The 18,735-nt window shown below is 66.1% G+C and carries 18 protein-coding genes; 17 read left to right on the forward strand and 1 reads right to left on the reverse strand.

Annotated features, from left to right (window positions below):
* Positions 1 to 13: 13 nt before the first annotated feature.
* The gene (locus R9X41_RS08570; RefSeq protein ID WP_318634452.1) at positions 14 to 778 is read left to right on the forward strand and encodes an SDR family oxidoreductase; all 765 of its coding nucleotides are present in this window, start codon (positions 14 to 16) and stop codon (positions 776 to 778) included.
* Between the two features lie 5 nt (positions 779 to 783).
* On the opposite strand, the gene R9X41_RS08575 is transcribed toward R9X41_RS08570, so the two are convergent.
* A complete protein-coding gene (locus R9X41_RS08575) occupies positions 784 to 2,310 on the reverse strand; it encodes an NAD(P)H-hydrate dehydratase (protein ID WP_318634453.1) in 1,527 nt (508 codons plus the stop codon).
* Between the two features lie 217 nt (positions 2,311 to 2,527).
* Here R9X41_RS08575 and rpsB point away from each other — a divergent pair, with 217 nt between their 5' ends.
* The 16 genes from rpsB to carA all read left to right on the forward strand — a co-directional run bounded on the left by rpsB (position 2,528) and on the right by carA (position 18,673).
* The gene (gene rpsB / locus R9X41_RS08580; protein ID WP_318634454.1) at positions 2,528 to 3,286 is read left to right on the forward strand and encodes a 30S ribosomal protein S2; all 759 of its coding nucleotides are present in this window, start codon (positions 2,528 to 2,530) and stop codon (positions 3,284 to 3,286) included.
* 121 nt (positions 3,287 to 3,407) lie between these two features.
* Entirely contained in the window at positions 3,408 to 4,328 is a 921-nt protein-coding gene (tsf, locus tag R9X41_RS08585; RefSeq protein WP_318634455.1) for a translation elongation factor Ts, read from the forward strand.
* Between the two features lie 89 nt (positions 4,329 to 4,417).
* Positions 4,418 to 5,143: a UMP kinase gene (pyrH, locus tag R9X41_RS08590; protein ID WP_318634456.1), complete on the forward strand. Its 726-nt coding sequence runs from the start codon at positions 4,418 to 4,420 to the stop codon at positions 5,141 to 5,143.
* A 16-nt stretch (positions 5,144 to 5,159) separates the two neighbouring features.
* Complete coding sequence (gene frr / locus R9X41_RS08595; protein ID WP_318634457.1) at positions 5,160 to 5,720, forward strand: ribosome recycling factor; 561 nt, start codon at positions 5,160 to 5,162, stop codon at positions 5,718 to 5,720.
* A 180-nt stretch (positions 5,721 to 5,900) separates the two neighbouring features.
* Positions 5,901 to 6,755 (forward strand): phosphatidate cytidylyltransferase, encoded by an 855-nt coding sequence (locus R9X41_RS08600; RefSeq protein ID WP_318634458.1) that lies wholly within the window; start codon positions 5,901 to 5,903, stop codon positions 6,753 to 6,755.
* Positions 6,752 to 7,966: a 1-deoxy-D-xylulose-5-phosphate reductoisomerase gene (gene ispC, locus R9X41_RS08605; RefSeq protein WP_318634459.1), complete on the forward strand. Its 1,215-nt coding sequence runs from the start codon at positions 6,752 to 6,754 to the stop codon at positions 7,964 to 7,966. The genes R9X41_RS08600 and ispC overlap by 4 nt, the downstream gene beginning before the upstream one ends.
* 42 nt (positions 7,967 to 8,008) lie before the next feature.
* Positions 8,009 to 9,370: an RIP metalloprotease RseP gene (gene rseP / locus R9X41_RS08610; protein ID WP_318634460.1), complete on the forward strand. Its 1,362-nt coding sequence runs from the start codon at positions 8,009 to 8,011 to the stop codon at positions 9,368 to 9,370.
* 142 nt (positions 9,371 to 9,512) lie between these two features.
* On the forward strand, positions 9,513 to 11,810 hold the full coding sequence (gene bamA / locus R9X41_RS08615) for an outer membrane protein assembly factor BamA (protein ID WP_318634461.1): 2,298 nt from the start codon (positions 9,513 to 9,515) through the stop codon (positions 11,808 to 11,810).
* Complete coding sequence (locus R9X41_RS08620) at positions 11,810 to 12,343, forward strand: OmpH/Skp family outer membrane protein (protein ID WP_318634462.1); 534 nt, start codon at positions 11,810 to 11,812, stop codon at positions 12,341 to 12,343. The genes bamA and R9X41_RS08620 overlap by 1 nt, the downstream gene beginning before the upstream one ends.
* Positions 12,344 to 12,374: 31 nt before the next feature.
* A complete protein-coding gene (gene lpxD, locus R9X41_RS08625; protein ID WP_318634463.1) occupies positions 12,375 to 13,358 on the forward strand; it encodes a UDP-3-O-(3-hydroxymyristoyl)glucosamine N-acyltransferase in 984 nt (327 codons plus the stop codon).
* Positions 13,359 to 13,366: 8 nt separating this feature from the next.
* Positions 13,367 to 13,807 (forward strand): 3-hydroxyacyl-ACP dehydratase FabZ, encoded by a 441-nt coding sequence (gene fabZ / locus R9X41_RS08630; protein WP_318634464.1) that lies wholly within the window; start codon positions 13,367 to 13,369, stop codon positions 13,805 to 13,807.
* A 22-nt stretch (positions 13,808 to 13,829) separates the two neighbouring features.
* Positions 13,830 to 14,627: an acyl-ACP--UDP-N-acetylglucosamine O-acyltransferase gene (lpxA, locus tag R9X41_RS08635; RefSeq protein WP_318634465.1), complete on the forward strand. Its 798-nt coding sequence runs from the start codon at positions 13,830 to 13,832 to the stop codon at positions 14,625 to 14,627.
* Between the two features lie 7 nt (positions 14,628 to 14,634).
* Positions 14,635 to 15,792 carry a lipid-A-disaccharide synthase gene (lpxB, locus tag R9X41_RS08640; protein WP_318634466.1) on the forward strand — a complete coding sequence of 386 codons (1,158 nt, stop codon included), beginning with the start codon at positions 14,635 to 14,637 and terminating at the stop codon, positions 15,790 to 15,792.
* On the forward strand, positions 15,764 to 16,507 hold the full coding sequence (gene rnhB, locus R9X41_RS08645; RefSeq protein ID WP_318634467.1) for a ribonuclease HII: 744 nt from the start codon (positions 15,764 to 15,766) through the stop codon (positions 16,505 to 16,507). Before lpxB ends, rnhB begins: the two co-directional genes overlap by 29 nt.
* Entirely contained in the window at positions 16,504 to 17,274 is a 771-nt protein-coding gene (locus tag R9X41_RS08650) for a TrmH family RNA methyltransferase (RefSeq protein ID WP_318634468.1), read from the forward strand. The genes rnhB and R9X41_RS08650 overlap by 4 nt, the downstream gene beginning before the upstream one ends.
* 229 nt (positions 17,275 to 17,503) lie before the next feature.
* Positions 17,504 to 18,673: a glutamine-hydrolyzing carbamoyl-phosphate synthase small subunit gene (carA, locus tag R9X41_RS08655; RefSeq protein WP_318634469.1), complete on the forward strand. Its 1,170-nt coding sequence runs from the start codon at positions 17,504 to 17,506 to the stop codon at positions 18,671 to 18,673.
* Positions 18,674 to 18,735: the final 62 nt, after the last annotated feature.

Below are 18,735 nucleotides of genomic sequence, written 5' to 3' on the forward strand. Positions count from 1 at the left end.
CGATCTTTCAGACATGCAGACAACTTCTTCTCCTCGCGGTATTGCCATCGTGACCGGCGCCGGCAGCGGCGTAGGTCGTGCGGCCGCCCTGGCGCTCTTGCAGGACGGATGGTCCGTCGCCCTGGCCGGCCGCCGACCGGAACCGCTCGCCGCGGTCATCGCTGAAAGCGGTGCTGCCGACAAAGCTTTGGCCGTCCCGACCGACGTGGCTAACCCCGAGTCGGTCGCGGCGCTCTTCGGCGCCGTCGTCGCCCGGTTCGGTCGCGTCGACCTGCTCTTCAACAACGCAGGCGTCGGCAATCCGCCAGGTCCGTTCGAGGACTGGACTGCCGAACAATGGCGAGGCGTCGTCGACATCAACCTCAGCGGCATGTTCTTCTGCATGCAGCAGGCGTTCAGGGTCATGCGGGATCAATCGCCGCGCGGCGGGCGAATCATCAACAACGGTTCCATTTCCGCCCATGCGCCGCGGCCGAACTCGATGGCCTACACATCGACCAAGCATGCGGTGGCCGGCCTGACCAAGTCGGGCGCGCTCGACGGGCGCAAGTACGACATCGCGGTCGGTCAGATCGACATCGGCAATGCCGCGACGCCACTGGCATCGCGCATGGCCAAGGGCGTGCCGCAGGCCAATGGCGAGATCGCGCCGGAGCCGCTGATGGACGTGGCGCTGGTCGGCCAGTCCGTGCTCTACATGGCCAACCTGCCGCTGGAGGCCAACGTGCTGTTCCACACGGTGATGGCGACGAAGATGCCGTTCGTCGGCCGGGGCTAACGACTTCAGCTCGTGGCCGAGCGGCGGGCCAGTCCGCCGGCGGTCAGCGGCAGGTGATTCGGCCAATCGTCCGCCAGCGCCCCGTGGCGGTAGGCGGCGTCCCGGGCGGCGTCGAAGGCCTGCTCCATCGACGGTGATCGGCCGGCGGCTGCCAGGCTGGCGCCGACCATTCCCGCCAGCACATCGCCGGTGCCGGCCGTCGCCAGGCGTCCGTTGCCGGTCGGGTTGATCGCCGGCGTCAGGCCGGGTGCCGCGATGACCGTGCCGGAACCTTTCAAAACCGCGACGCAGGCGTAACGCTCGACCAGATGCGCGGCTGCGGCGAGCCGGTCGGACTGCACGCGCGCGGCGTCGGTGCCGAGCAAGCGTCCGGCCTCCAGGGGATGCGGCGTGAGGATGGTGACGACGCCCTGGTCGGCGCGCTTGCGCAACTGGTCCTGCAGTGAGCGTTCGGCCGCGATCGTGTTGAGCGCGTCGGCATCCAGCACCAGTCGTGTCGCCTCGGCCAGCACGCGAGGCAAATGGTCGCGAACCGCTTCGCCGCCACCGCATCCGCAAACCAGCGTGGTGGTCGCCAGGTCGAGGGCGGCCGGTGTGCGGAACATCAGTTCGGGTTGCGACATGTCGAGCGCCATTCCGCCGGGGCCGTCCAGCAGGGCCACCAGGACGCGGCCCGCTCCGGCATGCAAGGCGGCGCTGCCGGCCAGCAGGGCCGCGCCGCCCATGCCCATGCCGCGTCGCCTGAGGGCTTCGCCGCCCAGGATGGCGACATCTCCGAAACTGCCTTTGTGCGAAGCGTGGGTTCGCGGCCGGGGCGCGACCTGGCCGCTCAGCCATGCCGTCGGTGGTGTCCGGTCGAGCCAGGACGGGTCGATGCCCAGACCGTCGAACCAGACGATGCCGGCCGCGTCGCGACCGTGTCCGGTGAACAGGCCGGGCTTCAGCGTCATAAGCGACAGCGTGTGGCGCTCGCCTGCGCATGCCGGGTCGGGTGCGAAGCCTTCCGCGTACTGGCCGGTGGACGCGTCGAGTCCGGACGGCACGTCGATGCACAGCACCTTGCAGGGCGCGTCGTGCAGGGCGTGCAAGCTGGCCTGCATCCAGGGTGGGGCAGGGCGTTGACTCCCGCCGATGCCGAGCAGGGCGTCGATGCAAAGATCCTGCTCGACCAGATCGTCGGGCGGCGTTTCCGCGACCGGGATGCCTGCCGCCCGCACGCGCTTGAAGGCCCAGCGTGCATCATCGGGCAGGCGGCCGACGTCGCCGGCTAATCCCACCGACACGCGGCGGCCGGCACGGTGCAGTTGCACTGCGGTTTCGAATCCGTCGCCGCCGTTATTGCCTTGCCCGCAGGCAATCCAGAACTGGCGGGCGTGCGGTGCCAAAGCTCTGGCCAGCCGCGCGGTGGCCGCGCCCGCCTGCTCCATCAGCGCGTGATTGGCGGCATGTGCGAGTGCGGCCTGCTCCAGGCATTTGGTCGCGGTGACGTCGTAGAGCGGCTGGCGCGACAGGGAATGGGCACGCGTTGTCATGGGAGGCCTCGGGTGAGCTGCCGGTCGGATGCTACAATCTCGCGGTTTCGCCCCATACCCGCAGTTCGAACACGTTTCATGTGTAGGCCTGCGTCGCCGAGGCGGATCAATCGCAAACCGGTCCAAAAAAGGTGTTGCGCGGATCAGGCGGCCATTCTGCCGCCGGTCATCGCGATAACGGCCCGGATTTCAGACCCAACCTTCTGGAGTTTTTACTATGTCCGCAACCATGCGCGAAATGCTGGAAGCCGGTGTCCATTTCGGTCACCAAACCCGCTTCTGGAACCCCAAGATGGCCCCGTACATCTTCGGCCATCGCAACAAGATCCACATCATCAACCTGGAAAAGACGCTCCCGCTCTTCCAGGAAGCCGAAAAGTTCGTCAAGCAGCTGGCTGCCAACCGCGGCACCATCCTGTTCGTCGGCACCAAGCGCCAGGCCCGTGAGCTGGTGGCTGCCGAAGCGAATCGTGCCGGTGTTCCCTTCGTCGACCAGCGCTGGCTCGGCGGCATGCTGACCAACTTCAAGACGGTCAAGACCTCCATCAAGCGCCTGAAGGACCTCAAGGCCCAGCAGGAAGCCGGTCTGGCCAGCATGAGCAAGAAGGAACAGCTCACCTTCACCCGCGAAATCGCCAAGCTCGAAAAAGACATCGGCGGCATCCAGGACATGGCAACCCTGCCGGACGCCATCTTCGTGATCGACGTTGGCTACCACAAGATCGCCATTTCTGAAGCCCGCAAGCTGGGCATTCCGCTGATCGGCGTCGTCGACTCCAACCATTCGCCCGAAGGCATCGACTACGTCATCCCCGGCAACGACGACTCGGCCAAGGCCGTGGCGCTGTATGCCAAGGGTATCGCCGATGCGGTGCTCGAAGGCCGTGCCAACTCCACCACCGAAGTCGTCAAGGCCGCCGGCACCGGCGAGGCTGGCGACGAATTCGTCGAAGTCGAAGAAGGCGCGTCCGCCTGAGGGCGTAGCGCCGTCGCCGCGCCGGCGAAAGAAAAGGGGCCTCGTCGCCCCTTTTTTTTAGCCGGCTCGCCGGCAGCCTCGCTGCCGAAACCGAACTGAACTGCATACGGAGAATGAACTGATGGCTGCAATTACCGCAAGCATGGTGGGCGAACTGCGCGCCAAGACCGACGCCCCGATGATGGAATGCAAGAAGGCCCTGACCGAGGCCGCCGGCGACATGGCGAAGGCCGAAGAGCTGCTGCGCGTGAAGCTGGGCAGCAAGGCCGGCAAGGCCGCCACCCGCGTTACCGCCGAGGGCGTCATCACCAGCTACATCGCCGGCGACACCGGCGCGCTGCTCGAAGTCAACTGCGAAACCGACTTCGTCACCAAGAACGACAGCTTCCTGGCCCTGGCGCGTGCCGCGGCCGAACTGGTGGCCAAGCACAATCCCGCCGACATCGCCGCCCTGGGTACGCTGCCTTACGAGCAGGACGGCTTCGGCCCGACGCTCGAAGACGTGCGCAAGGGCCTGATCGGCAAGATCGGCGAGAACATGTCCTTCCGTCGCTTCAAGCACTTCACCGGTGCCAACCTGGCTTCCTATCTGCACGGCACCCGCATCGGCGTGGTCGTCGAGTTCGACGGCGATGCCGCGGCCGCCAAGGACGTGGCCATGCACATCGCCGCCATGAAGCCGGTCGCGCTGACCAGCGCCGAGGTGCCGGCTGAATTGATCGAGAAAGAGCGCGCGGTCGCTGCCGGCAAGGCCGAAGAGGACCGCAAGCAAGCCGAAGCCGACGGAAAGGCTGCACAGTCTCCGGAAATCGTCGCAAAGCGCATCGAAGGCGGCGTGCAGAAGTTCCTCAAGGAAGTCTCGCTGTTCAACCAGCCCTTCGTGAAGAACGACAAGCAGACCGTCGAGCAGATGCTCAAGGCCGCCGGCACCACCGTGAAGAGCTTCACCCTCTACGTGGTCGGTGAAGGCATCGAGAAGAAGGTCGACGACTTCGCCGCCGAAGTCGCCGCACAGGTCGCAGCCGCCAAGGCCGCAGCCTGATTTCGCCGCGCACGGCCGGTTCCCGCTCGGGCGGGGGCCGGCCGTCGTTTCATCCGGATCCGTTTTTTCTTTCCCCTCCAGGAGCTCCCATGCCAGATACCCCGTCGCCAGCCCTCAAGCGCATCCTGCTCAAGCTGTCCGGCGAGGCCTTGATGGGAGATGACGCCTTCGGCATCAACCAGGCCACCATCGTGCGCATGGTGCAGGAAGTCGCCGAAGTGTCGCGCCTGGGCGTGCAGGTGGCCGTGGTCATCGGTGGCGGCAACATCTTCCGCGGCGTTGCGGGCGGTGCGGTCGGCATGGATCGCGCCACCGCCGATTACATGGGCATGCTGGCCACGGTGATGAACGCGCTGGCCCTGGCCGACGCCATGGACAAGCAGGGCCTCACCGCCCGCGTCATGTCGGCCATCGGCATCGAGCAGGTCGTCGAGCCCTACGTGCGCCCCAAGGCGCTGCAGTACCTCGAAGAAGGCAAGGTCGTGGTCTTCGCGGCCGGCACCGGCAACCCGTTCTTCACCACCGACACCGCCGCCGCGCTGCGTGGCGCCGAGATCGGTGCCGAACTGGTGCTCAAGGCCACCAAGGTCGACGGCGTCTACACCGCCGATCCCCACAAGGATCCGACCGCCACCCGGTATTCACGCATCAGCTTCGACGACGCCATGCAGCAGAATCTGGGCATCATGGATGCCACCGCCTTCGCGCTGTGCCGCGACCAGAAACTGCCCATCCGCGTTTTCTCGATCGTGAAGCATGGCGCGCTCAAGCGCGTAGTGATGGGCGAGGACGAGGGAACGCTGGTCCACGCCTGAATTTCGGAGTAGTCAGATGACCATCGCAGACATCAAGAAGACCGTCGAAGGCAAGATGGACCAGTCCATCGCCGCCTTCAAGAACAACCTCACCAAGATCCGCACCGGCCGCGCCAATCCCGCGATGCTCGATTCGGTTCAGGTCGATTACTACGGCTCGCCCGTGCCCCTGAGCCAGGTGGCCAACCTGTCGCTCATCGACTCGCGCACCATCAGCGTCCAGCCCTGGGAAAAAGGCATGGGCCCGAAGATCGAGAAAGCCATTCGCGAAAGCGACCTGGGCCTCAATCCGGCTTCGATGGGCGACCTGATCCGTGTGCCGGTGCCCGCCATGAGCGAAGAGCGCCGCAAGGAAATGACCAAGCAGGTTCGTAGCGAAGGCGAGAATGCCAAGATCGCCGTGCGTAACCTGCGCCGCGACGCCAACGAATCGGTGAAGAAGCTCGTCAAGGACAAGGCGGCTTCGGAAGACGAGCAGAAGCGTGCCGAGGCCGACGTCCAGAAGGTGACCGACCGGCACATCGCCGACATCGACAAGCTTGTCGTCGCCAAGGAACAGGAAATCATGGCGGTCTGATGCCGCTGGGTCGATCGATGTCGCGATCGACTCACGGCCGTGTTCGCCTCGCGCCCGGTTCCCCGGGTGCTGCCGGCAGCGCAGCCGTTTCGCTTTTAAACGTGCGCATGCCGCGCCGGGAGCATGGTGCCGCAGAGCCCGCTCCCGCGATGAACCGGCCGCAGGCCCTAGGAGTACTCCATGCTCAAGCAGCGCATCCTAACGGCCATCGTCCTGTTGGCCATCATCCTGTCGGCCCTGCTGGTGTCGTCGCCTTTGCCCTTCTGCGCAGTGGCCGTGGCGGCCATCGCCGCTGCGGGCTGGGAGTGGGGGCGGCTCAACGGCTACAAGGACACCGGTTCCCTGCTGATGGCCATCGTGCTGTTGGTGGCCTGTGTCATCGGCTGGCAGGCCGGACTCATGGCGCGGCCTTCGCCGGTTCTGTGGTGCGTGGTAGGCGGTATCTGGGTCCTGCTGGGCGCCTGGCTGCTGCGCCGGGGCGTCGGCGGATGGGCGCAGGTCCCGCGTGCGGTGCGATTGATCGGCGGTCTGGCGCTGCTGTGGCTGGCCTGGCTGGCCATCGCCCAGGCGCGATTCGTCGGCACAAATTTTTTGCTGTCGGTCATGGTGCTGGTGTGGGTCGCCGACATCGGCGCCTATTTCGCCGGGCGGGCCTTCGGCCTTAAGTTCACCCGCTCCAAGCTCGCGCCCTCGATCAGTCCGGGCAAGAGCTGGGAAGGCGTGTGGGGCGGCATGGTTGGGGTGCTGGTGTTGGCGGTGGCATGGGTCTGGGCCGATGCCACATACGGTCTCTCGCCTGTCAGTCTCTATAGTCTGCTCGCCGCGCGTGGCTGGTGGCTGCTGGTGCCGGCGGTGGTGTTCCTCGCGGCGATGAGCGTAGTCGGCGACCTGGTCGAATCGCTCGTCAAGCGCAGCGCCGGCGCCAAGGACAGCAGCCAGCTCCTGCCTGGCCACGGCGGTGTGCTCGACCGCATTGATGCGCTGTTGCCGGCAGTGCCGCTGGCGATGATGCTGGCCACGGCAGTCGGCGTATGAGCGCGGTGCTGCTTCCCTTGCCGGACGCGGCGCCCCGCCAGCGTGTGGCGGTGCTGGGCGCTACCGGCTCCATCGGCACCAGCACGCTCGACGTGATCGGGCGGCACCCTGATCAGTTCGAGGTCTTTGCCCTGTGCGCAGGCCGGCAGGTCGACGCGCTTTTTGTGCTGTGCCAGCGTTTCCGGCCGCCGTTCGCGGCCCTGGCGACCGAGGCCCACGCCGCGCAGCTGCGCGAGAAGCTCTCGGCGCATGGCATCGCGACCAAGGTGCTGAGCGGGCGGGCGGGTGTCGAGGAAATCGCGGCGCATCCGCAAGTCGATGCCGTGATGGCCGCCATCGTCGGTGCCGAAGGCCTGGGGCCGTGCCTGGCCGCCGCGCGGGCCGGCAAACGTTTGTTGCTGGCCAACAAGGAAGCCATCGTCGTGGGCGGTCGCTACTTCATGGACGCGGTGCAGGCGGGGGGCGGCACCTTACTGCCGATCGACAGCGAACATTCGGCGATCTTTCAGTCGCTGCCGGACGATCCGGCCAGTTGGGACCGGCGCGTCGAAAAAATCATCCTCACCGCATCGGGCGGCCCGTTCCGCAGCCGCGACCCGGCCAGTCTGCGGAAGGTGACGCCCGACGAAGCATGTGCGCATCCCAATTGGTCAATGGGCCGCAAGATCTCGGTCGACTCGGCCACCATGATGAACAAGGCACTCGAAGTCATCGAAGCCCGCCACCTGTTCGGACTGCCGCCAGCGCGCATCGAGGTGGTGATTCATCCGCAGAGCATCGTGCATTCGCTGGTCCAGTACCGCGATGGTTCGCTGGTCGCCCAGTTGGGTATGCCCGACATGCGCGTGCCGATCGCCTATGGCCTGGCCTGGCCCGAGCGCATCGAGAGCGGCACGCCGCGCCTCGACTTTTCCAAGGTCGCCGCGATGACGTTCGAACAGCCGTCGGCCGAGCGCTTCCCCGGCCTGCAGCTCGCCTGGGACGCGCTCAACGGACCCGAGGGCACGACGGCGGTGCTCAATGCGGCCAACGAGGTCGCCGTCCAGGCTTTTCTCGACCAGCGCATCCGCTTCGACCAGATCCACGCGGTCAACCTGCACACGATCGCGACCGTCGCCACACAGGCGCCGGCATCGCTTGAAGCCCTGCTCGATCTCGATGCCCGTGCGCGCACCGAGGCTGAAGCAGCGGTCGCGCAACACTCGGCCTGACAATAGCGTTATCGGCCCGCGGGCCATTTCCAGGAATTTTCGATGCTCATGACCGTGCTGGCTTTCGTGGTGGCGCTGGCGCTGCTCATCGCAGTCCACGAATATGGGCATTACCGTGTGGCCATCGCGTGCGGCGTCAAGGTTTTGCGGTTCTCCATCGGCTTCGGCCATGTCGTCTGGCGCTGGCAGAAGCCGGGCTCGCCCACCGAGTTCGCCATCGGCGCTCTGCCGCTCGGCGGCTACGTGAAGATGCTCGACGAGCGAGAAGGTCCGGTCGATCCGGCCGAGCGGCACCTGGCCTTCAACAATCAGTCCGTGGGAAAACGCGCCGCCATCGTCGCCGCCGGGCCGGCTGCCAACCTGATCCTGGCGGTGGCCCTGTATGCCGTAGTGAACTGGATCGGGACCGACGAGCCGGTCGCGCGCCTGGCCGAGCCCTTGCCCGCCTCGATCGCCGCCAAGGCGGGTCTGCGCGGCGGTGACGAAGTCATCGCGCTGGGCCGCGACGGTGAACCGGCCGAGCCGGTGCGCTCCTTCGACGACATGCACTGGCAACTAACCCGTGCGGCAATCGACGGACAAACGGTCTCGATGGACGTACGAGGTTCCGATGGCCGCCAGCGGCGGATCGACCTGCCGCTCGACCGGCTTTCCAGCCGCGAGGCCGACGCGCGCATGACCCGCGAGATCGGTATCGCCGGACCGCTCACCGTTCCCCTGATCGGCGAGGTGCAGGCCGGCGGAGCCGCCGCAGCGGCGGGCCTGCAGCGCGGCGACATCGTGCGGCGCATCGGCGCAGTCGCCATCGCCGATGGCGTGCAGCTGCGCGACGCAATCCGGGCGTCGGTGAAGAATGGGCGCGCGCTCGGGCAGACCTGGCAGATCGAGCGTGCCGGTCAGCGCCTCGATCTGGCGGTGACGCCGGCGGTCATCGCCGAGAACGGACAAAATATCGGTCGGGTGGGCGCCTTCGTCGGCGGACCGCCGGAAACCGTCCGCGTGCGTTACGGCGTTGTCGAAGGGCTGTGGCGCGGCGTTGCCAAGACCTGGGAAGTCTCCTCCCTGAGTCTGCGCATGATGGGTCGCATGGTCATCGGCGAGGCCTCGCTGAAGAACCTCAGCGGTCCGCTGACCATTGCCGACTACGCCGGGCGCTCGGCCAGCATGGGGCTGGTGCAATACCTGGTCTTCCTGGCGCTCATCAGCGTCAGCCTCGGTGTTCTCAACCTGCTGCCACTGCCCGTTCTCGACGGCGGACATCTGGTGTTCTTCGCCTGGGAGGCGATCACCGGCCGTGGCGTCTCGGAGGCTTGGCTGGGCCATCTGCAGCGCGGCGGCGTGGCGGTGCTGATGCTCGCCATGTCGATCGCACTCTTCAACGACGTCAGCCGCATTTTCGGCTGACAACGGGCTTGCTCTCGCACCGATCCTGGCGCTTTACCGCTGGCCCGACGCATCGACCGGAAGAAGCGTCGTCTGCCTCCGTCATAATCCCGCGTTGGCCGCGGCCGGGTTGCGGTCGCTGGCACATTTTCATTCCGCGTACATGAAGCAAAAAATCCTCGGTTCCCACCTGCGCGCCGTCTCGGCGGTGGCCAGCTTGTTGTTTGCCGCGCAGGCTGCCTGGGCCATCGACCCCTTCACGCTTGCCGACATCCGAATCGAAGGTCTGCAGCGGGTGGAGCCCGGTACGGTCTTCGCTTCGCTGCCGTTCCGAGTGGGCGACAACTACAACGACGAGAAAGGCGCCGGCGCCATCCGTTCGCTCTTCGGCCTGGGCCTGTTCAAGGACGTGCGCCTGGAAGCGCGCGGCAACGTGCTGACCGTGGTTGTGGAAGAGAGGCCCACCGTGGCCGGACTCGACTTCGCCGGCACCAAGGAGTTCGACAAGGACACCCTCAAGAAGGCCATGCGCGACATCGGTCTGACCGAAGGCCGCCCCTTCGACAAGGCCCTGGCTGACCGCGCCGAGCAGGAGCTCAAGCGCCAGTACGTCAACCGCAGCCTCTATGGCGCCGAGATCGTCACCACCGTCACGCCAATCGAACGCAACCGCGTCAATCTGACCTTTACCGTCACCGAAGGCGAGCCGGCACGCATCGCCGACATCCGCATCACCGGCAACAAAACCTTCAGCGACGGCACGCTCAAGGGCCTGTTCGACCTCGATACCGGCGGCTGGCTGAGCTGGTACACCAAGTCCGACCGCTATTCCCGCGCCAAGCTCAACGCCGACCTGGAAACCCTGCGCTCCTATTACCTGCAGCGCGGCTACATGGAGTTCAAGGTCGACTCCACCCAGGTCGCCATCTCGCCCAACAAACAGGACATCAGCCTGACGATCAACGTCACCGAAGGCCAGCGCTACGTGGTGTCGGGCGTGAAGCTCGAGGGCAACTACCTCGGCCGCGAAGAAGAGTTCAAGTCGCTGGTCAAGATCGTTCCCGGCGAGCCCTACAACTCCGAGCAGGTCGCCCAGACCACCAAGGCCTTCACCGATTACTTCAGTGCGTTCGGCTTCGCGTTCGCGCGCGTCGAGCCGGTGCCCGACATCGATCGGGCCAACAACCGCGTGGCCCTGGTGCTGCAGGCCGAGCCGGCTCGCCGCGCCTACGTGCGCCGCATTTCGGTCGCGGGCAACAACCGCACGCGCGACGAAGTGATTCGCCGTGAGTTCCGGCAGTTCGAATCTTCCTGGTTCAATGGTGACAAGATTCGCCTGTCACGCGACCGGGTAGACCGCCTGGGTTACTTCAGCTCGGTCGACGTCGAAACCCAGGACGTCGCCGGCTCGCCCGACCAGGTCGACGTGGTGGTGAACGTGGTCGAGAAGCCCACCGGCAGCCTGTCGCTCGGCGCCGGCTTCTCCAGCGCCGAAAAGGTGGCGCTGACCTTCGGCATCAAGCAGGAAAACGTCTTCGGCACCGGCAACTATCTCGGTATCGACGTCAACACCAGCAAGTACAACCGCGCCATCGTGCTCAGCACGACCAATCCGTACTTCACGCCCGACGGCATCTCGCGCACCATCGACCTGTACCACCGGTCCTCGCGTCCCTACCAGGACCAGGGCGGTAACTACCGACTGCTGACCTCCGGCGCCAGCATGCGTTTCGGTGTGCCGTTCAGCGAGCTCGACACGGTGTTCTTCGGTGCGGGCGCGGAGCGGACCGAGATCAAGCCGGGCACCAACATTCCGGCCACCTACCTGGCCTATGCCGAGCAGGTCGGCTACACCAGCTATTCGGTGCCGCTGACCATCGGCTGGGCCCGCGACAGCCGCGACAGTGCGCTGTCGCCCAGCACCGGACGCTACCAGCGTTTCAACTCCGAAATCGGCGTGGCGGGCGATGCGCGTTACATCCGCGGCAACTACCAGCTCCAGCAGTACGTGCCGCTGACCAAGAAGTACACCCTGGCGCTCAACTCGGAAATCGGCGCAGGGCGTGGTCTCAACGGCCTGCCTTTTCCGATCTTCAAGAACTTCTATTCGGGCGGTCTCGGTTCGGTCCGAGGCTTCGAACAGGGCACCCTGGGTCCGCGTGACGTGACCGGCGCCTCCATCGGCGGTGCCAAGAAGATCACCCTGAACGCCGAGCTTTCTGCTCCGTTCCCAGGAGCCGGCAACGACCGTACCCTGCGTGTCTTCGGCTTCACCGACGTCGGTAACGTGTACGGTGAGAACGAGCGATTCGATTTCGGCGACGTGCGCGCCTCGGTCGGTCTGGGCCTGAGCTGGGTATCTCCGGTCGGCCCTCTGCGCATAGCAATTGCTAACCCGATCCGCAAGGAGCCGGGCGATAGAATCCAAAGATTCCAATTCCAGATCGGAAGCTCTTTCTAATGAACGCTTTTATCCGCCAAGGCGCCGTCGGCGTCCTGCTCGCGGCAGCAGCCTGTGCGGCCCCTGCCCAGGCAGACGATTTCCGGGTCGGCTTCGTCAATACCGATCGCATCTTCCGTGAAGCCACGGCCGCCAAGGCCGCGCAGTCCAAGCTCGAAGGTGAGTTCTCGAAGCGCGAAAAAGATCTGCTCGACCTCGGCAACTCGCTGAAGGCCGCTTCCGACAAGTTCGAAAAGGAAGCGCCGACGCTTCCCGATGCGCAGCGCACCAGCCGCCAGCGCAACCTCATCGAGCAGGACCGTGATTTCCAGCGCAAGCGCCGCGAATTCCAGGAAGACCTCAATTCCCGCAAGAACGAGGAACTGCAACAGGTGCTCGAACGCGCCAATCGCGTGGTCAAGCAGGTCGCCGAAACCGAGAAGTACGACGTCATCCTGCAAGAGGCCGTCTACATCAATCCCAAATACGACATCACCGATCGCGTCATCAAGGCGCTGAACTCGGCAGCAACGACCACGCCTGCGGCGAAGTAGGTCGGTGGCTGCGCGTAGCGGTAGCGACGCGATGGCCCTGGCTTTGCAGGACATCGTTTCCGAATTGGGCGGTGAACTGCGCGGCGATGGCGGGCTCGACATCACCGGCATCGCGCCGCTCGAATCGGCGGGGCAGGGCGACATCGCGTTTCTCAGCAACCCCCGTTATGCGCAGCAGCTGGCGACGTCTGGCGCAGCTTGCGTCATCGTGGCACCGGCCTTCGCAGAGCAGGCGGCGGCGCGCGGTGCCTGCATCGTCACCGATTCCCCTTACGTCTATTTCGCGCGCCTGACGCAGCTCTGGCGGCGCCGCATCCGGCCACAGCGTCAGGTCGGCGTGCATCCCAGCGCGGTCGTGCATGCGGATGCAACGGTCCACCCGACGGCCTCCATCGGTCCCTTGTGCGTGGTGGAGCGGGGTGCCACGGTCGGCGCCGGTTCCGTGCTCACGTCGCGCGTCACCCTGGGTGAGGACTGCAGCGTGGGCCAACGTTGTCTGCTGCACGCTGGCGTCGTCATCGGTGCCGACGGATTCGGTTTCGCACCGCACGACGGTGCATGGCTCAAGATCGAGCAGCTCGGTGCGGTGCGCATCGGCGACGACGTGGAAATCGGTGCCAACAGCTGTGTCGATCGCGGCGCTCTCGACGACACTGTCATCGAGGACGGCGTGAAGATCGACAACCTGGTGCAGGTCGCCCACAACGTGCGCATCGGCCGCAACAGTGCGCTGGCGGGAAACGCCGGTGTGGCCGGCAGTGCGACGATTGGTGCGAACTGCACGATCGGCGGCGGTGCCGTGGTGCTCGGTCACCTTACGCTGGCCGACGGTGTACACATATCGGCCGCCTCGGTGGTCATGCGGTCCATCCGTCAGCCGGGGCAATACAGCGGCGTGTTTCCTATCGACGACAATAAGAGCTGGGAAAAGAACGCGGCCACCCTGCGACAACTCCACGGTCTGCGCGAGCGCATCAAGGCGCTCGAACACCATCTCCAGAACAACGAATCCTGAATCTCGCCATGTTGGACATCCACCAGATCCTCAAGCAGCTGCCCCACCGTTACCCCATCCTGCTGGTGGATCGGGTGCTCGAACTCGAGAAGAGCAAGCGCATCCTCGCGCTCAAGAACGTCACGATCAACGAACCTTTCTTCACTGGTCATTTTCCGCATCGGCCGGTCATGCCGGGTGTGCTGATCCTCGAAGCCATGGCGCAGGCCGCGGCGCTGCTGGCCTTCGACACCCTGGGTGTCGTGCCCGACGACAAGACCGTCTACTACTTCGCCGGCATCGACGGTGCCCGCTTCAAGCGCCCGGTGGAACCCGGCGACCAGTTGCGCATGGAAGTCACCCTCGAGCGCATGAAGGCCGGCATCTTCAAGTTCAAGGGCACGACGCGCGTCGGCGAGGACATCGCCTGCGAAGCCGAACTCATGTGCACGATGCGGACCATCGCCTGAAGGCGAGACGCAGGAGCCGGGCTTGAATCCATCCATCCATGCGACCGCCCTGGTCGCGCCGGGCGCCCGGGTCGACAGCTCGGTCACGATCGGGCCTTACACCGTCATCGGCCCGGAAGTGACGATCGGCGCAGGCACGACGATAGGCGCGCATTGCGTCATCGAGGGCCGCACCACGATCGGCCGCGACAACCGCATCTTCCAGTTCAACTCGCTGGGCGCCATTCCGCAGGACAAGAAGTACGCGGGCGAGCCCTGCGAGCTGGTCATCGGCGATCGCAACACCATCCGCGAGTTCTGCACCTTCAACATCGGCTCGCCTGGAGGCACCGGCGTGACCAAGGTTGGCGACGACAACTGGATTATGGCCTACGTCCATCTGGCGCACGATGTCGTGGTTGGCAACCACACCATCTTCGCCAACAACTCGCAGCTCGCCGGGCATGTCGAAGTCGGTGACTGGGTGATCCTGGGCGGCTTCACGGTCGTCCACCAGTTCGTGCGCATCGGCGCCCACGGCATGACGGCCATGTGCTCGCTGCTGTTCGGCGACCAGCCGCCTTTCGTCATGAGCCAGGGCCAGCCCGCCGGTGCCCGCTCGATGAACTTCGAGGGCCTGCGTCGCCGGGGGTTTTCGGCCGACCGGATCTCGGCGGTCAAGGCGATGCACAAGGCGCTCTACCGCGAGAACCTGACACTCGAAGAAGCGCAGAAGCGCATTGCGCAACTGCCCGAACGCTATGCCGAAGCGCAGCCCGATGTCGATCTGATGCTCGGTTTCCTGGCCGGCGTATCGCCTCATCGCGGCATTCTTCGCTGACAGCGCCATGGCCGAGCGATCGACACGGGCGCCATTGCAGGCCGCGCTGGTCGCGGGCGAGACTTCTGGCGACCTCCTGGCCGGACTGCTGCTAGACGGCATGTCGCGGCGCTGGCCGCAAATGGCAAGCGCCGGCATTGGCGGTCCGCAGATGGTGCGACGCGGTTTCCAGGCCTGGTGGCCGAGCGACAAGCTCGCGGTGCGCGGTTATGTCGAGGTGCTGCGCCATTACCGCGAGATCGTCGGCATACGTCGCCAATTGCGCGACCGATTGCTCGCCGGCAAGCCCGATGTGTTCATCGGCGTGGACGCGCCCGACTTCAATCTGGACCTCGAAGCCGACCTCAAGGCCGCCGGCATTCCTTGCGTGCATTTCATTGCGCCGTCGGTTTGGGCCTGGCGGCCCGAGCGGGTCGACAAGATCCGGCGCAGCACCGACCACGTGCTGTGCATCTTTCCCTTCGAGCCCGAACTGCTGGCCCGCCACGGCATCGCCGCGAGCTATGTCGGCCATCCGCTGGCCAATGTGATTCCGATGGAGCCCGATCGCGCGGCCGCGCGCGTTGCGCTCGACCTGCCCTTGGATGCCAAGGTGTTGGCTGTGCTGCCGGGCAGCCGTGCCTCGGAGATCCAATACCTTGCCGCCCGCTTCTTCGACGCCTGCCGCCTGCTGCAGGCGCAGCGGCCCGACATGGTCTTCGTCGTGCCGGCCATTCCCGCGCTGCGTCCACGCATCACCGAGGCGGTGGCAGCGGCCGGCATGACCGACCGCGTCCGCATCGTCGAAGGCCGTTCGCACCAGGTGCTGGCCGCCTGCGACCTCACCCTCATCGCCAGCGGAACCGCCACGCTGGAAGCGGCGCTCTACAAGCGGCCGATGGTCATCGCCTACAACATGCACTGGCTGTCCTGGCAGCTGATGAAACGCAAGCGCCTGCAGCCCTGGGTCGGCCTGCCCAACATCCTGTGCCGCGATTTCGTGGTGCCCGAGTTGCTGCAGGACCAGGCCAGCTCCCCGGCGCTTGCCGACGCGGTGCTTGCATGGCTGGCCGCGCCTGAGAAAATGGCGGCACTCACCCAACGATTCACCGCGCTGCACCACGAGCTGCAGCGAGACACGCCTTCTCTTTGTTCCGATGCCATCCAGACCGTCCTCCAAGCCTGAACAAGTGCGACTCGCCTGGGACGTCCCTGGCCTGGTCGCCGGTGTGGACGAAGCCGGGCGCGGCCCGCTGGCCGGCCCCGTGGTGGCCGCGGCGGTCATCCTCGACCAGCCCGGTCGCATTCGCGGACTGGCCGATTCCAAGGTGCTCACGGCGCTGCAGCGCGAACGGCTTTACGACTTGATCCGCGAGCGCGCGCTGTGCTGCGCGATCGGGGTGGCGAGTGTCGAAGAAATCGACAGCATCAACATCCTGCAGGCCACCATGCTGGCCATGCGGCGAGCGGTAGAGGGACTGCGGCTCAAGCCCGCCAAAGTGCTGGTCGACGGCAACCGGCTGCCGACGCTCGACGTGATGGCCGAGGCCATCGTGAAAGGTGATGCGCTGGTGAAGTCGATCTCCGCAGCGTCCATCCTGGCCAAGGTCCACCGGGATCGCCTTTGCGCCGAGCTCGATCTTCAATATCCGCATTACGGCTTTGCCAGGCACAAGGGCTATGGCACGGCGGAACACCTGGCCGCGCTGCGCGAGCACGGGGCCTGCGAGCACCATCGTCGCTCGTTCGCGCCGGTGGCGCAGGTGCACATCGCCGCACGCGCGCCCCTGCCGCAGGCCGTGCCGGCGCTGATGCCGATCGACGACCCGCTGCTGCGGCCGGTCGTCCCGCCACGCCGTCCACGCGCTGTCCGGTCGGTGCGCGCGGTGCGCGCGGCATGAGCACCGAACCCTTGCAGATCGCCTCGCGCGACAACCCGCTGGTGCGCGAGTTGCGCAAGCTGGCCCAGGACAACGCCGCCTACCGCAAGCTCGGCCAGGTCTGGATCGAAGGCGATCATCTCTGCCGCGCCGCTCTGGGCCGGTCGTGGAGGCCGTCCACGGCGGTGTTCGGGGAGACCGCCTGGCCACGGTGGCGCGGCGAATTCGCCGGCATCGCCGGCCGCGATGTGATCGTGGCCGACAAGCTGCTCGGCGAGATCAGCAGCCTGGAATCTCCCGCCTCGATGGGGTTTCTGGTCGACCTGCCGGGGGCTCCGGCCGTGATCGCGGGCGGTGCCGCCGTCGTACTCGACCGGGTTCAGGACGCAGGCAACGTCGGTTCCATCATCCGCAGTGCGGCCGCCTTCGGTTTCGAGCAGGTGCTGGCCATCAAGGGCACCGCCGCGCTGTGGTCGCCCAAGGTCCTGAGAGCCGGTATGGGGGCGCATTTCGGCCTGCGCCTCGTCGAGGGGCTGGCGGTCGAGGACATCGCCGGCCTCGGATTGGAGATGCTCGCCACCAGCTCGCACGGCGGCGAGCTGTTGCACCGTGCCGCCTTGCCCTGGCCCTGTGCGTGGTTGCTGGGGCACGAAGGGCAGGGCGTTTGCGCGGAACTGGAAGCACTGGCGCAGCGCCGGATCCGCATCGCCCAGCCGGGCGGGGAAGAGTCCCTGAACGTCGCGGCCGCCGCCGCGATATGCCTGCACGCGAGCGGCGCTTCGCGCTGAACCCCTGGCCCGGTCGCCTGCCTTCTTCATCGCGACGTCATGCCATTCGCGCATGATTCGATGTCGCCGAGGCGGCGGAAGCCTGTGATCCGGCCGGCTATAATCGGGGGCTTTCCTCAATCGCGTCGCCCCTTCGCGCCAAAGCCTCCTCCCTCTTGACGAGCAGCCACTTCGAGCCTTACCGGGCGCGAAGCCGCGCCGGGCGACCGTAACCATCCGGAGAAACCCAGTGCTCATGTCTCTACAGGGAAAATTCCCTTCCGCCATCCTGGCGCTTGCAGACGGCACAGTCTTTCTCGGCCAATCGATCGGAGCCGCCGGCTCCACAGTCGGCGAAGTGGTGTTCAACACCGCGATGACCGGCTACCAGGAAATCCTCACCGACCCCAGCTACTGCCAGCAGATCGTCACCCTGACGTATCCGCACATCGGTAACTATGGCGTGAACGACGAGGACATCGAAGCCGACAAGGTCTACGCCGCTGGCCTGATCATCAAGGATCTGCCGCTCGTCGCATCCAACTTCCGCCAAACGCTCACGCTCACCCAATACCTGGTGCGCGAGAACACCGTCGCCATCGCCGGCATCGACACCCGCAAGCTCACCCGCCACTTGCGCAGCAAGGGCGCGCAGAACGGCTGCATCGTGGGCCTGGCGGCAGGCGAGCAGCCGAGCCAGGCGCAGATCGACCGTGCCATCGCGCAGGCCAAGGGTGCGCCCAGCATGGCCGGCCTCGATCTGGCCAAGGTCGTGAGCGTGAAGGAACCTTACGAGTGGACCCAGTCCGAGTGGAAGCTTGGCGAGGGCTACGGCATGCAGATCGCGCCGCGGCACCACGTCGTGGCCTTCGACTACGGTGTCAAGAAGAACATCCTGCGCATGATCGCCGAGCGCGGCGCGCAGATCACCGTGGTGCCCGCGCAGACCAGCGCCGCCGAAGTCATGAAGCTCGCACCGGACGGCGTGTTCCTGGCCAACGGCCCCGGCGACCCGGAGCCCTGCGATTACGCGGTCGCCGCCGCGCGCGAGCTGATCGAAGCCGGCATTCCCACCTTCGGCATCTGCCTCGGCCACCAGATCATGGCCCTGGCCATGGGCGCCAAGACCTACAAGATGAAGTTCGGCCACCACGGTGCCAACCACCCGGTAAAGGACCTCGACAACGGCCGCGTCAGCATCACCAGCCAGAACCACGGTTTCGCGGTGGACGGCGAGTCGCTGCCCGCCACGCTGCGCCCGACCCACATCAGCCTGTTCGACAACACGCTGCAAGGCCTGGCACACACGTCCAAGCCCGCTTTCTGCTTCCAGGGCCATCCGGAAGCCTCTCCCGGTCCGCACGATATTTCCTATCTGTTCGACCGTTTCGCAGCCCTGATGGACAAGCAAAAACCATGAGCCCCCACGTTCGCGGCTTCGCCGTTTCACTGCCCCCCGAGGGGGGGCTTGCTCCCTTGGAG

It is taken from the genome of Xylophilus sp. GOD-11R, assembly GCF_033546935.1.
In the GTDB taxonomy this organism is placed as follows: domain Bacteria; phylum Pseudomonadota; class Gammaproteobacteria; order Burkholderiales; family Burkholderiaceae_C; genus Xylophilus.

What these genes read in the sequence shown, in the direction of transcription:
- R9X41_RS08570 (WP_318634452.1), top strand. Translation starts at nt 14, where the DNA reads ATGCAGACAACTTCTTCTCCTCGCGGTATTGCCATCGTGACCGGCGCC.
- R9X41_RS08575 (WP_318634453.1), bottom strand. Translation starts at nt 2,310, where the DNA reads ATGACAACGCGTGCCCATTCCCTGTCGCGCCAGCCGCTCTACGACGTC.
- rpsB (WP_318634454.1), top strand. Translation starts at nt 2,528, where the DNA reads ATGTCCGCAACCATGCGCGAAATGCTGGAAGCCGGTGTCCATTTCGGT.
- tsf (WP_318634455.1), top strand. Translation starts at nt 3,408, where the DNA reads ATGGCTGCAATTACCGCAAGCATGGTGGGCGAACTGCGCGCCAAGACC.
- pyrH (WP_318634456.1), top strand. Translation starts at nt 4,418, where the DNA reads ATGCCAGATACCCCGTCGCCAGCCCTCAAGCGCATCCTGCTCAAGCTG.
- frr (WP_318634457.1), top strand. Translation starts at nt 5,160, where the DNA reads ATGACCATCGCAGACATCAAGAAGACCGTCGAAGGCAAGATGGACCAG.
- R9X41_RS08600 (WP_318634458.1), top strand. Translation starts at nt 5,901, where the DNA reads ATGCTCAAGCAGCGCATCCTAACGGCCATCGTCCTGTTGGCCATCATC.
- ispC (WP_318634459.1), top strand. Translation starts at nt 6,752, where the DNA reads ATGAGCGCGGTGCTGCTTCCCTTGCCGGACGCGGCGCCCCGCCAGCGT.
- rseP (WP_318634460.1), top strand. Translation starts at nt 8,009, where the DNA reads ATGCTCATGACCGTGCTGGCTTTCGTGGTGGCGCTGGCGCTGCTCATC.
- bamA (WP_318634461.1), top strand. Translation starts at nt 9,513, where the DNA reads ATGAAGCAAAAAATCCTCGGTTCCCACCTGCGCGCCGTCTCGGCGGTG.
- R9X41_RS08620 (WP_318634462.1), top strand. Translation starts at nt 11,810, where the DNA reads ATGAACGCTTTTATCCGCCAAGGCGCCGTCGGCGTCCTGCTCGCGGCA.
- lpxD (WP_318634463.1), top strand. Translation starts at nt 12,375, where the DNA reads ATGGCCCTGGCTTTGCAGGACATCGTTTCCGAATTGGGCGGTGAACTG.
- fabZ (WP_318634464.1), top strand. Translation starts at nt 13,367, where the DNA reads ATGTTGGACATCCACCAGATCCTCAAGCAGCTGCCCCACCGTTACCCC.
- lpxB (WP_318634466.1), top strand. Translation starts at nt 14,635, where the DNA reads ATGGCCGAGCGATCGACACGGGCGCCATTGCAGGCCGCGCTGGTCGCG.
- rnhB (WP_318634467.1), top strand. Translation starts at nt 15,764, where the DNA reads ATGCCATCCAGACCGTCCTCCAAGCCTGAACAAGTGCGACTCGCCTGG.
- R9X41_RS08650 (WP_318634468.1), top strand. Translation starts at nt 16,504, where the DNA reads ATGAGCACCGAACCCTTGCAGATCGCCTCGCGCGACAACCCGCTGGTG.